This window comes from Bacillus sp. FSL L8-0199 (assembly GCF_038005705.1).
In the GTDB taxonomy this organism is placed as follows: domain Bacteria; phylum Bacillota; class Bacilli; order Bacillales; family Bacillaceae_G; genus Bacillus_A; species Bacillus_A cereus.
The window spans coordinates 3,316,226-3,332,026 of sequence record NZ_JBBOTS010000001.1; the positions used below are offsets into that span (position 1 = coordinate 3,316,226).

Below are 15,801 nucleotides of genomic sequence, written 5' to 3' on the forward strand. Positions count from 1 at the left end.
TATGAACTAACTTTTAGTTCATACCTTTTATATTAGAGTTTTCTATAAACACATTAAATTGCTTGTTTAAGATTTGAATGTGGATTTGGTCCATACTTATTCTCACCTTCATCACTTTCAATGATACAAAACACAAGTAGAACCGCTCCTCCAAATGGCACCAAATTTAATAGCTGCCACCATCCTGTTTTTCCACTATCATGTAATCGACGAGCTTCCACTGCCAGAGTAGGAACGATAAAAATTGTTATATATAGCAAGGTAATATTGGCTCTTAAGTAAAAGGCAGACGAAGAATAAGAGGCCAAATATATGAATGACCAAAACGTAACCTTATTAAATAAAGTAAAAATCCAGTACTCTTTTCTCGTAGCTCTCCCACTAAATTTCGCATAGTTTTTGAGAGTATATAAATACCATTTCATTTGAACCTCTCCCTTTTTCATCCCCTAAACGATTAATTTATACATTATATACCTTATAAGTATAAATATAACACATCACAACGATAACCTCTATATTTACACGGAATATTCTGTTTATTAACAAGTCATTTTAGTTAAGTGTTAACATACCATATTTCCAGGCATGTGTATTCGATTTATTATTCTCCTATTTACTTTAAAACTACTACAATTAAGCGAAGTATGAATGAATTATTAAAGCACGGAAAATCTTCCCGTGCTTTTTCAAAAAAATATATTATTCCGGATGATTTCATTCACTTACCCTAGCTGACGTTTAAATGCTTTACTAGCGAAAAAGTAAGAAATAATCATTATACCTACGCACCAAGTGAGCGCAATCCAAATATCGTTTCCAACAGTTCCTTCATATAAAAGAGCACGAATTGCATTCACGATTGAAGTTACAGGCTGATTCTCTGCAAAAGCACGAACAATTTTCGGCATCGTTTCGGTAGGAACGAAGGCCGAACTAATAAATGGAAGAAAAACTAGTGGGTACGAGTAAGCAGTCGCCCCTTCCATAGACTTTGCCGTCAGCCCTGGAATGATAGCCAACCATGTTAGCGCCAGCGTAAACATCCCAAGTATCCCAGCTACCGCGAGCCAATCTAGAATATTCGCACTGGAACGGAAACCCATTAAGAGTGCAACAAGAATAACCACCACGATAGTAAGTACATTAGCAATAAGAGAGGTTAAAACGTGAGCCCACAATATCGACGAGCGCTTAATAGGCATCGTAATGAAACGTGCCATCAGCCCACTCTTTACATCCGTAAAGAGTCGCACAGAAGTGTAAGCTACACCGGATGCGATAGCCATTAGCAAAATTCCCGGCAATAAATAATTAACGTAGTTTTCCGTTCCAGTTTTTATTGCGCCTCCAAACACGTAGACAAATAATAGCATCATCATAATCGGTGTAATCGCTACTGTAATAATTGTATCCGGGCTGCGCATAATGTTACGCATTAAACGACCTAGTAATACACCTGTTTTACTTTTCATTTACATCTCCTCCTTTTTGCCAATGATCGCAAGGAATATTTCTTCCAATGTCGGTTGCTTCTCGATATACTCCACTTTTGCCGGTGGGAACATCTCTTTTAGTTCAGCAAGAGTACCTGTCGTAATAATTTTTCCGCCATGCAAAATAGCGATACGGTCTGCCAGTTGTTCTGCTTCCTCCAAGTACTGAGTCGTAAGCAAAATAGTTGTACCACTATCAGCAAGTTCCTTGACTGTATCCCACACTTCAATTCGCGCTTCAGGATCGAGTCCAGTCGTTGGTTCGTCAAGAAAAATAACTGCTGGCGCCCCAATCAAACTCATCGCGATATCAAGCCGGCGCTTCATCCCGCCTGAATACTGATCTGCCCTTTGGTTTGCCGCATCAGTCAGGCTAAATCTTGCAAATAGATTGTCAGCAACTTGAGCGGGATTGGAAACACCACGTAGCCTAGCTATCATTATCAAGTTTTCCCTCCCAGTCAGCATACCGTCTAAAGCTGCGAACTGCCCTGTCAAACTGATACTTTGACGTACATGATTTGGTTGACGCTGTACATCAAATCCGCAAATACTTACTTCACCGCCATCTTGCTTCATTAGCGTCGAAAGGATGTTGACCGTTGTCGTCTTTCCCGCTCCATTTGAGCCTAGCAGCGCGAAAATTTCTCCACGCTGCACCTCAAAATCTATCCCTTTTAAAACTTCCTTGTCTTTAAAGGATTTTTTCAAGCCTTTTACAGAAATCGCTGCATGACTCATACATTTTTCCTCCCTATAAAAATGTTTTGCGAATATAATTTATTTACCTCTATCTATTTAGTACCACTGATATTCTGTATCACTTAGTACTGAGCTAAAAATATAACTGAATAGCTATGATGGCAATTCATTTGTGTAACCAGCTAATCAGTCGGTATTACTTATTGCATTTATTTTTTTCTCAATTTCTTCATAATACTTTCATTCAAATCTTCACGATACTTGGAGACGTAAGTTTTAGCATTTGCCACTAGTTCGTCAGCAAAGGAAGCCACGTCATCCCCAGTAATGTCAAGCACTTGTCTTCCTTCCGCTGCACCAGCTTCAAACAAATCGATTAATTCATACTGTATGTGTAACATATCCATACCGTTACCTGCTGAGAAATTCCACATGTAGTTTTGAATTTTCTTAAATACAAACTGATAGTCCTCTGGCAGAGCCTCAACTCGTGCCATCATCATTTTGTACTCTTTTTTATCACCAATTAACTTTTTAAACATTTCTAACATCTTATTTTCCTCCTTTTTTCTAAAACCGAACAAGAAATTCCCAAAGTATCGGCCGGAACATTTTATCTTATGAACCTATTTTGACTTCAAGACGTTAATTTTTGACGATACAAAATCCCATTTTTCCCAAAACAATTCAAGCTCCTGGCGGCCTTCTTCATTTAATGAATAAAACTTACGAGGCGGTCCCATATCTGATGGTTTCTTTTCAATATTCACAAGCTTTTTCTTCTCTAATCGTACAAGGATGGTATACACCGTACCTTCCACAACTTCGGTAAACCCAAGATCATTCAGGTGGCGGGTAATCTCATAGCCATACGTTTCACGGCGACTAATGATTTCCAGTACACACCCTTCCAGTGAACCTTTCAGCATTTCAGTTAAATTTTCCATGTCCTGATCCTCCTTTACCCCCTATTCTGTCTGACTTATATTCAGTATTACAGAGTACTAAGGCGAATTTTTTACTGAGTAGTTTTTTTGAATTCATACTATTCAGTATCACTTATTACATCTACATTGTATGACTAAGTAGCGATAGATGTCAACTGATTTTCAAATTTTTTCTAAAATCCGCTATTACCTATTGTCTACTGAAAATATTTTGAGAAACAACACTACTCAGTATTGCTTATTACAAGTACATTGTATGACTAAGTAGCAATGAATGTCAACTCGATTTTTATATTTTTCTAAAATCAACTATTACCTATTCGATACAGCCTATTTTCTTTTTTTATTTTGCCCCATACCTATCCCACTAAGAAAAGAAAATACCCCAAAACAAAAATTCTACATTTTTATTTTGGGGCGCTATACTATACCAAAGTTAATGAATATGGCTAGCTCTTCTTATTAATAAGACAGATCATTTTTTGTTACGATAACATCATAGCCATATCTTCTGCTGCATTTGTAATTAGTTTTAAACCAAATGTTTCTTGTAATACATCAAGCACGCCAGGTGAAATAAATTCAGGAACCTTTGGACCGATGCGAATATCTTGAATCCCAAGACTAAATAGCCCGAGTAAAATGGCAACCGCTTTTTGTTCAAACCATGATAGCACAATACTTACTGGCAATTCATTCACTTCACATTGGAAAGCATCAGCTAATGCAGCCGCTATTTTCACTGTAGAAATGGAATTATTACACTGTCCTAAATCAATGTACCGCGGAATTTCCGTACCAGGTACAACACCGTAATCCACATCATTAAAGCGGAATTTCCCGCAAGAAGTTGTTAAAATAACCGTTTCTGGCGGAAGTGACGTTGCTAATTCACGATAATATACTCCGCCTTTTCCCGGTGCATCACAACCGGCGATAACAAAGAAACGCTTTATTTTCCCCTCTTTTACTGCATCAATAATTTCTGGGGCTAATGATAATACTGTATTATGATGAAACCCTGTTACTAACTGTTCATCCGACTCCATATGTACTTCTGGAAGTTCTAGTGCTTTTTGAATCAATGGTGTAAAATCATCATTTTCAATTTTTTGTACACCTTCTAAACCTGCAATATCATATGAAAAGAATCGATCAGAGTACGATCCTTTAATTGGCATAACACAGTTCGTTGTAGCTAATATGGCACCAGTAAATTTTTCAAAAAGGCGTCTTTGATCATACCATGCCTTACCGATGTTTCCTTTTAAATGTTTATATTTTTTCAGCTGCGGATATCCGTGTGCTGGTAGCATTTCAGAATGTGTATAAATATTAATGTCTTTTCCTTCTGTTTGCTTTAATAGTTCTTCTAGTGCAAATAAATTATGACCCGTAACTACAATTGCTTTACCTTCTACACGATTTTGTGTAATTTGTACAGGCTCTGGCACACCAAAATGATTCGTATGTGCCTCATCTAATAATTCCATCACCCGTAAAGCTGATTTCCCCACTTTCATAGCCATATCAATATGCTCTTGTTCGTTAAAGTTAGAATTTGTTAATGTCATATATAAAGCTTCTTGTGTTGTAGCATCTACAAATGCATCCGTATACCCTAGCTGAGCAGCATGTGTGCGATAAGCTGCAATTCCTTTTAGCCCAAACACAATCGTATCTTGTAAACTCGCAATCGTTTCATTCTTGCCACACACACCCATTACTTTACATCCGCCTGTTGGCGTTTGTTCACATTGATAACAAAACATATCATCCCACCCTCTCCCAATCATTCATTACACCTTAAGCATAATACCCATTGAAAAAAAGTGATGTGATTTCCATCACAATAATATATAAAGATTTGTGACAGCTCATATTGTTGACATAATATTTTTATTGACACTAAAAAACATGCATTAGTGTACACACATCTTTCAATACTTTTAAATAGCTAAATAATTAATTTGGAGAAATATATACAACGAAAAATTTTTCGAATCCCTTATACAAATAGTTGCAATTCATCGCATATGAAAATAGCATATTTTTCATTTTAAGAAACTACCATTTTTTATTAAAGTCTTTATTGTAAACCTTTTTATTTACAATACATTTACACTATCTTAACATTACTTACATTATTTATATGATATATTTATATAGAAGCTACTTAAGAAATTTCATATACATTTTATCTTTATGATCTCTTACTCTAATCAATAAAAAGATCATGTTATATTTTTATAACAGGGGTGAATTACGATGACTGAAACTTTAAAAACACTTATAATGCTTGATGCTACTTACGTTGTTATAGCAATTATGACAGTATTAGTATTTGTATACTTGGAATTAAAATCTCAGTAATATATGCTGGCGTAATCAACAGATTCAGCATTTAAATATAGTTAGAAGAAAGAGAGGAGAAAATTATTTCTCCTCTCTTTTGTATTTCTACAATTTCTTATTTTAATAAATCCAATGTATGTAAAAGTAATCCTTTGTCCCCTACTTCCCCATGACCAGGCACTACTGCATTTATATTTCTATATCGCTTCAGCACATTCTCAATCGATGTAGACCATTCATTTACATAAGCATCCGCAACGTTTCCTAAATCTTTCGCGGACGTAGATTTCACTAAACAGCCTCCAACTAAAATATTGTATTGCGGTAACCATACGACAATATTATCTTCTGTATGCCCTTTCCCTGGATAAAATGTTTCTACTTTCATATTTCCAAACTTCAAATTTGTAACGGTTTGTAAATCTCCAAGCGGTTCTTCATATCCATTTTTCTTTGCTAGTTCTGCAGTTAATGCTGTACTATGCGCTTTAATGCCTCTTTCTTTCAACGTTTTTATTCCGCCAATTCGATCAGCGTGCGCATGTGTAATAATGACATCCGTTACGCGCTTCTGAAATTTCTTTTCTACCATTTCTATTAGTTCCTTCGTTAATTTGTCATCCCAAGAAGAATCCACAAGTACTAACCCTTTAGAAGTATTAAGAACTAGACCGTTCGAAGGAACTGCTTCTCCATTAAAAGAACCTAACTCCGTATGAACCCATACATTCTTGTTTAACTGAGATATTGAAATGGTTCCCGTCTCATTTTTTATTACTGTTTTCTCTACCTTTTGTGATGCTTGTACAGAAGAAATTGTGCTAACAAATTGAATTGTTCCTAGTAAACCTACACATAATCCTACTTTTAACAACGTATTCTTTTTCATGTCATCAACCCTTTCTTTCAAGCCAAATAGTTATTACCTATATTAGACAATTCATCTCAAATGTTTGTTCCATCTTCATTTGCATACTTTTATGTAATTAACAAAAAAAGCGTACAAAATTTTGTACACTTTAAAACTTAATCTTTCATTCCATAATTCTCAAACTCTTCCTCATTCCCATAAAATACATTTAAATCAATATACTTTTCTTTTCCATTATAACCATTTAATCTTCCGCGGTTCGTGTATTGCCAAAACTTCCATTTTCTTCCATTAGATAAACTCGGTTTTGTAAGAACACTACGAATCCATATATCACATTTTGGATACGCATCCTTTATATATAAATCATACGCCTCTTGCGTTGCATACAATATTACTTTCTTACCGTAATGTTTTTCTAGCATTTCAATCATAACCGACAACTCTTTCACAACATCTTCACGCTTAGGGGGATTATCTTTTTTGTTAGCGTAAAACTCAACATCAATTACGGGGGGCAATGCTTGTTTATATTTTGGAACAGTTCGTATATATTGCTCTGCTTGTGTTTCACCCTTACTATCAAAACTAAAAAAATGATACGCTCCGACGCGCATACTTGTCTTATTCGCATTCGTCCAATTTTTAGAAAAGTACTTATCCACAAACGCGCTTCCTTCAGTAGCCTTTATAAACGCAAACTTCATATTTTGCTTTTCCAACTCTCTCCAATCTATATCCCCTTGATACGACGCAACATCTACACCTTTTATTTCATACTTATCCGCACTTATTTGATTCGGAATGAATATACCCTGAAAAACTAAGTAAGCGACAACACTCATTACACTAATTAAGGTAAAGATTCCTCCTATAAAAAGCTTCCTTTTCACTCGTATCCCCCTTCTTTACACATTAATATTCCACTTACCATTCACGTTTTTTATTTATCCTCATTTTTTCTTCAAATGCCTTCTCCAAATCAATTTCTAACTTATTTGCTAAGTCACATACATTCCAAATGACATCAAACATTTCTAAACCAATCTCTCTTTTCGCATCCTGTATTGCATCACGCTTTAATATCACTTCCGCTAATTCACCTAATTCCGCCATCGCATACATCGTACGCTCTTCAATTGTTGTATCTTGAAATCCTTTTTCTTTACTGAAATTTGATACATATCTCTGGAATTCCACAATATTCATACCTAATCTCCCCTTATCACAAATACTCTATTTTTCTATTAAACTTAAAATCAAAATTGCATTTTGTTAAATTATAACATTCAGACTATAATTTATTTATAGCCCATTAACGGAGGTGTTTGCAATGACTCTCTTCGCTTCTAGTAAGGAAAAACCAAAAGCTTCTCTTACTCTCTTAACTGCTGTAACTTTTTTTCCTTCTTCTACAAGCTGGCGTAGTTCTTTATTAATTTCAGGTTCTCTTTCTACAATTCCCATTTCTTTCGTAATTAATTGTAATCTATCTTCAATTCTCTTTAAACGCGCATCATTTTTCTTTTCAATTGTAGCTAATTTTTCAGCGATATAAATGAAACCAAAGGCTAATATTAGTATAACCATCCAGAATTCCATAAATGTTCCCCCTTACTAACTTTCATTTATTTTATTTCACTAACTTATCAGCTTTAGTTATTGAAATCATTCATTCCTTACAAGGAAAGGGTAAACTAAAACTTTCTCAAAAATTAGTAATAGACATGATTTCTCCTCAAGGTTGCTCAAAATGGACTGGATTAGGTGTTTTTCTAGATGATTCTAATGAAGAATTACAGGTTTATTCACTCGGATGGGGCGTTGGATTTCAATGTATGATGGTTTGTTATCCATACTGTGGGAATGGTGCTGTTATTATGACCAATTCCGATTTAGGTGTTCATCAAATGGAAGGGATCATTGGTGAAGTTGTAAAAACGTTATCCTTATAATGAAAATAAAGAAGCAGTTCCTTCCAGCTTCTTTATCTATATAACATTTTTCGCAACAATTTTTATATGTTCTGGTGCGATAATCTCCGTTATACTTTCTTGGAAATCTTCCCGCAACATTTCTTCCAAATGTTCTAACTGCACTTCAACATGTGTGCATTCTAAATTATGTATATTTAACAGTGCATAATGATCTTTTTTCTTAATTACTAAATATTGATTTTCCTCTGTCACAAGTACAGAACCTAATCGGACTCCTAATAAGCGTTGATCATCAAACTTCATAATTACTTCTCCTTCCCTCATATAAACGAAACTACAATGAAAATAATTACATTTATGGAAAAACACGCTTATTTAGACTATATCATAATTTACTAAAATAGAAATATCTGTTTCAATAAAAATCCCTATTTTTTCATATATTTCGATACAAAAAACTTTCTCAACATTAAATTTGAATTTTCAGTTTTTAATTCCATGAAAATCTATTATAATAAAGTTAATAAATGTTTGACCTCTCCTAATTCATGTACATATGGATGATCAGTAGTTATCGCTACTGATCTATTTTTTTGATTTCAGAAAGTACATACGCTGCATCCTTTCCTACACCACAAATAAGTGCGGAACCCCTTTGAGATTGCCATGGTAAACCGATATAATACAATCCTTTTACTGGACTGATTCCCTTTATATGATTAGGAAATCCTTTCTCATTCACTGCCTGTTCAATTTCAATCCAATTATAATTTTGAACAAAACCAGTTGACCATATAACGCTTTCTGCACTATAAATATCACCATTCTGAAACATAATGTTATTTCCTGATGCACTTACTACTTTTTCTTGCAGTTTGATTGCTCCATTACGAATAAGTTTCTTACCTTCAAAACCGAAAATAGGATCCTTTCTCTTCTGAAACCATTTTCCCCTCTTAGTATTTACTTCGGCGTACAATAAACCCAATTTTTCTAACCAATAAAAAATGCTTTTTCTAAAAAGACGTAACGGTAAAAATGTTAAAGGATGACTGATAGACATTGTAACTTCATGAGTTTTTGCAAGTTCTACTGCAATTTGCATTCCTGAATTCCCGCCACCTACTACTAGTACATTCCCCTTAGGAATTTGTGATGGTGATTTATATTGTGATGAATGTATTTGAAAAATATGTGATGATAGATTTGCTGAAACTGAGGGAATAAATGGTTGCTGAAAACCACCTGATGCGATAATAACTTTTTTCGTTTGTAAAACTTCTGTAGGAGTATGTAATTCAAATATTTCTTTTTCTTTCTTTATTTTTAGAACTTCCGTTTGTAATTGTACCGGTAATTGAAAATGTCTTGCATATTCTTCTAAATAAGTTGCAATTTCATCTTTATATGGAAATTCATTTTTTTCACCTATTAACGCCATACCCGGCAAACTACTGTAAGACCTTGGGGTAAAAAGCTGCAAAGAATCATATCGATTTCTCCATGAATCACCAACTTGTTTTCCTGCCTCAAGTAATAAAAAATTATACCCTTCTTGCTTCAAGTAATATCCCATTGTTAATCCAGCTTGACCCGCTCCAATAATAATTAGGTCTATCATTCTAATCCCTCCTTCTTTTACATATGAATATTTGTTCATATATTCATACGTTTCCATAATCATAACATTTTATTTTTATATAATTCAATATCTACTCAAAATAAAAAAGAGCAGTTTACCATAAAGTAAACTCCCCTTCATTCTATCTTCCCAGTCTTTAGTGCCTGTGCCCAGTCATGTCTTTCCTGTTGAACAGCTAACTCAGCAGCTTCCTCCCAATTATAAGGAACTGGAATTTGTTCAATTACCCATTCTCCCAAAACCTTTTCTATCACTACATATTTTGCATGCGGAGTTCCTGATTCCATTTTATGCATAACAGGTAACTCATCTTTGTATGCTGGAAGTCCTACACTTCCTGGATTTATAATGATCTTTCCGTTCGCAAAATAAACAACTCTAGGAATATGTGTATGACCACATACTATTATTTTTTGTTCTATATTTTGGAGTTGATCCATTATATTTTTTTCATTCTTTAATATTGCACCATTCTCATTCATCTCTTCTAACAAATACACTTCATCTGAAGTTGGCGTACCGTGACAACATAACATATCGTCTACAATAAATTGTGAAGGATGTTGTTTTAACCAACCTATATGATAATTTGTTAATTGATTTTGAACAAAAGTTAGTGTAGCAGATTGCTCTTGTATAGGTTCCCAAAGCATGCGATCACAGTTTCCCTTAATATGTATCATCTCATTATTCATTAATATTTCAATTGTACCTAAAGGATCTAACGGCCCATAGACGCTATCACCTAAATTAATTATCATTTCGACCTTGCGACGTTCAATATCTTCTAATACGGATTTCAAAGCGTGACTATTTCCATGAACATCTGAAATAATTGCTATTTTCATCTAAATCCCCATTTTAATATATTATTTATAAACATCTGCCGCCAATTCCCTCAAAACATCCAAGTTTACTACTTCAAAGCAACCATTGTTCTTTTTTATAATCTCTTTATCACAAAAAATATTTAATGTACGTAATAGGTGTCGATAACTCGTTCCTAACAATTCAGCTGTTTCCGTTAAATTCCCACTAAACACGATTCTATTTCCATGCTGCACCGCTCGTTCCCCTGCTGCTAACATGTAACTCGCAAGTCTATTTTCAAGTGGATATAGTAAATTAATTGTACTATTTTTTGAAAGTCGATTTAACTTATGTGCTAACGATCCACAAATACATCTTAAAAATTTCGCATCATGAAATAGCTGATTTCTCACTTTTCCTAATGGTAAACCAACACAATATGAATCTGCCATCACTTGTACATTTGAAGTAATCCTTTGGGAATGAATTAACTCCACATCTCCAAGTAACTGCAAACTATCATAAAAACACAGTAATACGGATTTCCCGTTACTTAATGTGTTAAACGCTTTCGCTTTTCCTTCAACGAAGAAAAATAAATAATCTATCTCTTCATTCTCTCTACAAATAAACTCATTCTTTTTAAAAAATATTAGTTCCATATATGGTTTCATATCATTACTAAAAAAGGAGTCAATATTATTTTCTTTCATATAATTTGTTAATTTAATAGAATTACATATTTTCTTCATAGTTCCCCCGCCTTTACAACTACTCCCCATTGTAATCAAAATTTTCCCCTTCCACTATGACATATGTCATAACAATACACAATTTCAGCATGATACAGTCATTACAAATATGAAAATTAAAGGGGATATTACATTGTACAACTTTCTTTCTGTCTTTATTGGTGTGCTCATCGCCGTTATGCTTCCACTGAATGGGATTTTATCTGAGTTAATTGGCAAGTACACAGCAAGCGTTGTCATTCACCTTGTCGGTTTAATTGCAGTTATCTTCATTTTAATTATAAACAAAAATAAAATTCGTTTCGATAAAAGTATTCCACTTTTTTTATATAGCGCTGGAGCGATTGGAGTATTCACTGTTCTTTTTAACAATATAAGTTTCTCCGTCCTTGGTGCTTCTATTACGATCGCATTAAGTTTACTCGGTCAATCTATTGCTTCCATCATTATCGATCATTTCGGCTTATTAGGAATGAAAGTTGCAAAGTTTGAAAAGAAAAAACTAATTGGATTATGTTTCATCTCTTCTGGAATTATAATCATGACAATTTATTAATGGGGGCAAGAAAATGTTATATATTACGATCGCTATTTTAGCTGGTGTTTCTATCGTTGTTGCTAGAATTATTAACGCGAATTTAGCAGCGAAAATCGGAAATTGGGAAGGCACGTTTTTTAATTATATTACTGGATTATTTTTCTCTATGTTATTTTTAATTTTCAGTTCAGATTCATTGTATATTCCAATGCAGACGTTACAATCTATTCCTATTGCTGTGTACTTAGGCGGATTAGTAGGCTTTATCGTTATTTCATTATCCAACTATATTACTCCTAAAATATCAGCCTTTTATTTAACATTACTCATCTTTATCGGACAATTATTTGCGGGGACTATTATTGATTTCTTCCTGACAAATGAACTCTCAATTGGTAAAGTTATCGGTGGCATTTTCGTATTAATTGGGCTCACTTACAATTTACTCATAGATCGCCCGATAAAAACTGTGAAGCATAACCAAGTTCAACTATAATACTTTACGCTTACCTATCATATATTAATAGAAAAGCTCTTCACACGAAGTAATAGAGAGGAGAAAATCCTATTAAAAAAAGTATTTTATTGCTAGGTAGCGTATTAATTATTTGTGGAATTGTATGGTTTGTAAACTCGGGAAAATCTATTCAAGATCTCTATACTGCAAACAAACCGAAAAAGAAAGCTACTATTATTTCAAGCTCGCGAGATCCAAATGAGCCCCCTGTTTTTTTAGAAAAGCAGGAAATAAAAGATATACATGTAGAATCAATTAAAACAAAAAAGGATATCTTTCTCACAAAAACAGATGAATTAAAAACATTTCTTAACAGTATGAATACCGCAAAAAAAGGCAAATTAACATTGGATGAAGAAGGATCAGATTTAATAGATTGTGATATGTGGATTACTTTCGAGGATGGAACTTATAAAAAATATTTCATATGGATAGTTGATCATCACAGCAGCGAAGTGATGATTGCTCAGCAAGATACTCCTGATGATGTAAACCTTACGTACTATCAGTTAAACGAAGATAGTTCAAAAAAAGTTTATAATTTATTTAAAAAAATTATTTAAATGAAAAAGTCATGAGCACGCGAACTCATGACTTTTTGCACTATATATACTCCGGGAACACTCTACAACTCTTTTCCTGCTCTATATCATGACCAAAGAAAACAATTGGTTTCTCTTTCGCCACAACTTCTTTTAAACGTTTAATTGAAGATAAAGCTAATTCTGGATTAAATCCTGCGAACGGCACTTCATCTTCAAAATTCTCTTTCGTGTACGATGCATCAATCGTTAATAAAACTGAACTGGATTGCTCCGTCTCAATGAATAGCGACTGATGGCCTGGAGAATGACCTGGCGTATACAATACTTGAACACCTGGTACCACTTCATAATCCCCTTCAATAATTTTGTAGTTCAAATGCGGTAATATACATTCTTTCATATATTCTTCTCTATGAAGTGCTGCCTCATATTCGGTTCGCTGCACAATAATCGGTGTATTTGTAAAAGCACCGTTTCCTCCTGCATGATCAAAATGTAAGTGAGAGCTAATAATATATAAAAGGTCGTCTGGCTCATACCCTACACGCTTTAATATATTCACGATTCTATCTTCTTCAGTCATTTTCGGTAAAATCTGTCCTTCAACAAATGTACCGTTAAAAAGCCCTTCATTATTAACTGCACTTTCTGGCATACCTGTGTCTACTAAAATAGGACCTTCTTCCGTCTCCAAAAGATAACACCATACAGGTAAATTCAATAAATTCCCCGGTGTGAGCGTACTATTAACAGAAGAATGATCTAACATACAACGACCTGCTGGGATGAAATAAAGCTTCTTTACTGTCATTATGTATCCACCTTTACATTTAATTTTGGATAAAGTTTACATTAAAAAATTCCTCCTGTTAGAAATAAACTCCTTCTCTTCTTTCACTGTTTCAACCATTATTTGTGAGTCATTCACAAATTCTCCTTACATTATTAATTTCTATTCGTTATTTCCCTAAAAATCGAGAGTAAGAAAACAACTGTTTGTATTTTGAAATATGAAAAGGATACACACTTAAATGAATGTTACATATAAAAGAACCGACTACCTATATGTTGAGGAAAGGAGTCGGTTCTTCTTTTATTTATTATTGCTCTTTATGTGTGACGAGCTGAGATTATAAAAGATAGTATACTATTGTTTTTTCACTGTAATATTTCCGTTATGTGTGTTTAATTTAATTACATTTTCTCCTTTTCCAATAACCGTATTTCCATTATATTTATCAAGGATATTCGCTCTACCATTGTCAACAGAAACATTAAATTGAACATTAGTTGGTTCTTTTTTAGTTTCAATATTGATTTTTCCATTGTGAGTCATAAAATTGAGATTTCGATCCAGTTCATTCGTTTTCAGAGTAAGACTTCCATTTTTAGTTTGCCCCTCTATTTCACCTTCAACATGGTCTAGCACTATTCGTCCGTTGTTCGATTTCACATGAATATTTTGTGCCAATACATCTTTGAAATCCATAATTCCATTATTTGCTTCTGCGATAATTTTTGGCGAATTGATTTCTCTTAATTCAACACGTCCATTGCTTGTATTGATATTAAAATGTGTTGCGTTTAGTTTTTTAGCAGAAACGTAGCCATTATTATTGGAAACTTTTAATGAATTATATTGTTTTTCGGGTAGATACACATTTAATGTTAATGGCGTCAATACTTCAGAAATATTAAAGTTAAACCAGCTCTGTTGTTTTTCTTTGTAAGAAATGAGAAGCTTTGAATCTTTCTCATCCGTAGCTAATTTCCTTTTTACATTAGGATTCACTTCACCATCTAATTTTACTTTAATACTACTATCTGTTGTAGGATTGATGTTAACACGAACGTTGTTCGTGTCGATAATGACGCTTGACACATTATTATTGTTAATGACCTTTTCTTCTGAAATTGGTACTGCAGCAATTGAACGATAAGTGAATAAACTTCCGATAATACCAATAAGGAAAACAATACCTGCAATGATTGAGAGACTCTTTTTATTTATCATGCTTCAAACCACCTTTTACTAGTGCCATATTGAACTTTAAATAACGAACAAACCCCTTTTTCGCTAGGTTTGTTAAAAATAACATAACTATAACAATGAAATATCCAAGTCCACAAAGTGCTAAAGAAACAAAAAGATTAAATAGCAAGAATGTATTTGGATGTATAATAGCATCAACTAAAACAAGTAATGGTGCGCCTAAAAATGATATACCTAGAACCCACCCTGAAAAAATCAATGCTACTAATGTAATTGCAGGTGCAAGCACGATTAACAAATTGAAAAAACCTAATCCAATTACTGCCCAAATTGCCCGGAAAATATTTCCTGTTGTCGCACTTGTTGTTACTTTCTCAATATGATAATCTGCTAATAACTCTTTGGCAATTTGAGATGGAGAACCTAATGAAGCTGCAATTTCTTCTTCGCTCTTCCCTTCCTCTAATCCAAAAGTAAAATGTTCTTCATAATCTTTTAAAATATCTGCACGCTCTTTATCAGATAACCTTTTTAGAGATACATTTAATTGTTGTAAAAATTTATCTTTCGTCATTACGTACACCCATGAGAACAAAGAATACAACCATTTTTATGAAATTTTATTAATCCCTACAAAAAAATATATTCGCCACCTTATAAAAGAACGTAAGTTCTAGTATGATAAGAACACACGTT

The 15,801-nt window shown here is 33.8% G+C and carries 20 protein-coding genes and 1 pseudogene; 4 read left to right on the forward strand and 17 right to left on the reverse strand.

Translation table 11 applies throughout. The features are described from left to right. Window positions 1–53 precede the first annotated feature (53 nt). From NST86_RS17230 to NST86_RS17275, 10 genes are all read right to left on the reverse strand, one after another. The gene (locus tag NST86_RS17230; RefSeq protein WP_000872433.1) at window positions 54–425 is read right to left on the reverse strand and encodes a DUF805 domain-containing protein; all 372 of its coding nucleotides are present in this window, start codon (window positions 423–425) and stop codon (window positions 54–56) included. A gap of 300 nt (window positions 426–725) precedes the next feature. Further along, window positions 726–1,475, reverse strand: a complete 750-nt coding sequence (locus NST86_RS17235; RefSeq protein WP_000837812.1) for an ABC transporter permease — start codon at window positions 1,473–1,475, stop codon at window positions 726–728. Further along, window positions 1,476–2,237 (reverse strand): ABC transporter ATP-binding protein, encoded by a 762-nt coding sequence (locus tag NST86_RS17240; protein ID WP_086423494.1) that lies wholly within the window; start codon window positions 2,235–2,237, stop codon window positions 1,476–1,478. Window positions 2,238–2,407: 170 nt separating this feature from the next. Next, window positions 2,408–2,749 (reverse strand): DUF1048 domain-containing protein, encoded by a 342-nt coding sequence (locus tag NST86_RS17245; protein WP_000891986.1) that lies wholly within the window; start codon window positions 2,747–2,749, stop codon window positions 2,408–2,410. A gap of 75 nt (window positions 2,750–2,824) precedes the next feature. Continuing rightward, a complete protein-coding gene (locus tag NST86_RS17250; protein ID WP_000429487.1) occupies window positions 2,825–3,145 on the reverse strand; it encodes a PadR family transcriptional regulator in 321 nt (106 codons plus the stop codon). A 485-nt stretch (window positions 3,146–3,630) separates the two neighbouring features. After that, on the reverse strand, window positions 3,631–4,917 hold the full coding sequence (hcp, locus tag NST86_RS17255) for a hydroxylamine reductase (protein WP_061663930.1): 1,287 nt from the start codon (window positions 4,915–4,917) through the stop codon (window positions 3,631–3,633). A 698-nt stretch (window positions 4,918–5,615) separates the two neighbouring features. Beyond that, window positions 5,616–6,389: a BcII family subclass B1 metallo-beta-lactamase gene (bla2, locus tag NST86_RS17260; protein ID WP_000742468.1), complete on the reverse strand. Its 774-nt coding sequence runs from the start codon at window positions 6,387–6,389 to the stop codon at window positions 5,616–5,618. Window positions 6,390–6,526: 137 nt separating this feature from the next. Continuing rightward, window positions 6,527–7,264 (reverse strand): glycoside hydrolase family 25 protein, encoded by a 738-nt coding sequence (locus tag NST86_RS17265; protein WP_086423493.1) that lies wholly within the window; start codon window positions 7,262–7,264, stop codon window positions 6,527–6,529. A gap of 34 nt (window positions 7,265–7,298) precedes the next feature. Next, window positions 7,299–7,580, reverse strand: a complete 282-nt coding sequence (locus tag NST86_RS17270) for a MazG nucleotide pyrophosphohydrolase domain-containing protein (protein ID WP_001028137.1) — start codon at window positions 7,578–7,580, stop codon at window positions 7,299–7,301. Between the two features lie 96 nt (window positions 7,581–7,676). After that, the gene (locus NST86_RS17275; protein WP_086423492.1) at window positions 7,677–7,973 is read right to left on the reverse strand and encodes a hypothetical protein; all 297 of its coding nucleotides are present in this window, start codon (window positions 7,971–7,973) and stop codon (window positions 7,677–7,679) included. Between the two features lie 38 nt (window positions 7,974–8,011). Here NST86_RS17275 and NST86_RS17280 point away from each other — a divergent pair. Then, window positions 8,012–8,326 (forward strand): annotated as a pseudogene (locus NST86_RS17280) (hypothetical protein); the annotation flags it as partial. 36 nt (window positions 8,327–8,362) lie between these two features. Here the strand turns inward: NST86_RS17280 and NST86_RS17285 are convergent. The 4 genes from NST86_RS17285 to yeiL form a co-directional block, all read right to left on the reverse strand. Further along, window positions 8,363–8,611 (reverse strand): hypothetical protein, encoded by a 249-nt coding sequence (locus NST86_RS17285; protein WP_000666948.1) that lies wholly within the window; start codon window positions 8,609–8,611, stop codon window positions 8,363–8,365. Window positions 8,612–8,885: 274 nt separating this feature from the next. Next, a complete protein-coding gene (locus NST86_RS17290) occupies window positions 8,886–9,929 on the reverse strand; it encodes a flavin-containing monooxygenase (protein ID WP_086423491.1) in 1,044 nt (347 codons plus the stop codon). A gap of 137 nt (window positions 9,930–10,066) precedes the next feature. Further along, complete coding sequence (locus NST86_RS17295) at window positions 10,067–10,798, reverse strand: metallophosphoesterase family protein (protein ID WP_016118363.1); 732 nt, start codon at window positions 10,796–10,798, stop codon at window positions 10,067–10,069. Between the two features lie 21 nt (window positions 10,799–10,819). Then, on the reverse strand, window positions 10,820–11,512 hold the full coding sequence (gene yeiL / locus NST86_RS17300) for a transcriptional regulator YeiL (protein ID WP_086423508.1): 693 nt from the start codon (window positions 11,510–11,512) through the stop codon (window positions 10,820–10,822). Between the two features lie 109 nt (window positions 11,513–11,621). Between yeiL and NST86_RS17305 the strand changes: the two genes are divergently transcribed. The 3 genes from NST86_RS17305 (at window position 11,622) to NST86_RS17315 (ending at window position 13,130) form a co-directional block, all read left to right on the forward strand. Beyond that, entirely contained in the window at window positions 11,622–12,068 is a 447-nt protein-coding gene (locus NST86_RS17305) for a DMT family transporter (RefSeq protein ID WP_140159049.1), read from the forward strand. Between the two features lie 13 nt (window positions 12,069–12,081). Beyond that, complete coding sequence (locus NST86_RS17310) at window positions 12,082–12,546, forward strand: DMT family transporter (RefSeq protein WP_086423490.1); 465 nt, start codon at window positions 12,082–12,084, stop codon at window positions 12,544–12,546. An 89-nt stretch (window positions 12,547–12,635) separates the two neighbouring features. Further along, window positions 12,636–13,130, forward strand: coding sequence for a hypothetical protein (locus NST86_RS17315; RefSeq protein ID WP_086423489.1), 495 nt, complete (start codon window positions 12,636–12,638; stop codon window positions 13,128–13,130). A gap of 40 nt (window positions 13,131–13,170) precedes the next feature. Here NST86_RS17315 and aiiA read toward each other — a convergent pair whose 3' ends face one another. From aiiA to NST86_RS17330, 3 genes are all read right to left on the reverse strand, one after another. Then, window positions 13,171–13,923 (reverse strand): quorum-quenching N-acyl homoserine lactonase AiiA, encoded by a 753-nt coding sequence (gene aiiA, locus NST86_RS17320; protein WP_086423488.1) that lies wholly within the window; start codon window positions 13,921–13,923, stop codon window positions 13,171–13,173. Window positions 13,924–14,259: 336 nt separating this feature from the next. Further along, complete coding sequence (locus NST86_RS17325) at window positions 14,260–15,126, reverse strand: DUF4097 family beta strand repeat-containing protein (protein WP_086423487.1); 867 nt, start codon at window positions 15,124–15,126, stop codon at window positions 14,260–14,262. After that, the gene (locus tag NST86_RS17330; RefSeq protein WP_227593259.1) at window positions 15,116–15,679 is read right to left on the reverse strand and encodes an HAAS signaling domain-containing protein; all 564 of its coding nucleotides are present in this window, start codon (window positions 15,677–15,679) and stop codon (window positions 15,116–15,118) included. Before NST86_RS17330 ends, NST86_RS17325 begins: the two co-directional genes overlap by 11 nt. Window positions 15,680–15,801: the final 122 nt, after the last annotated feature.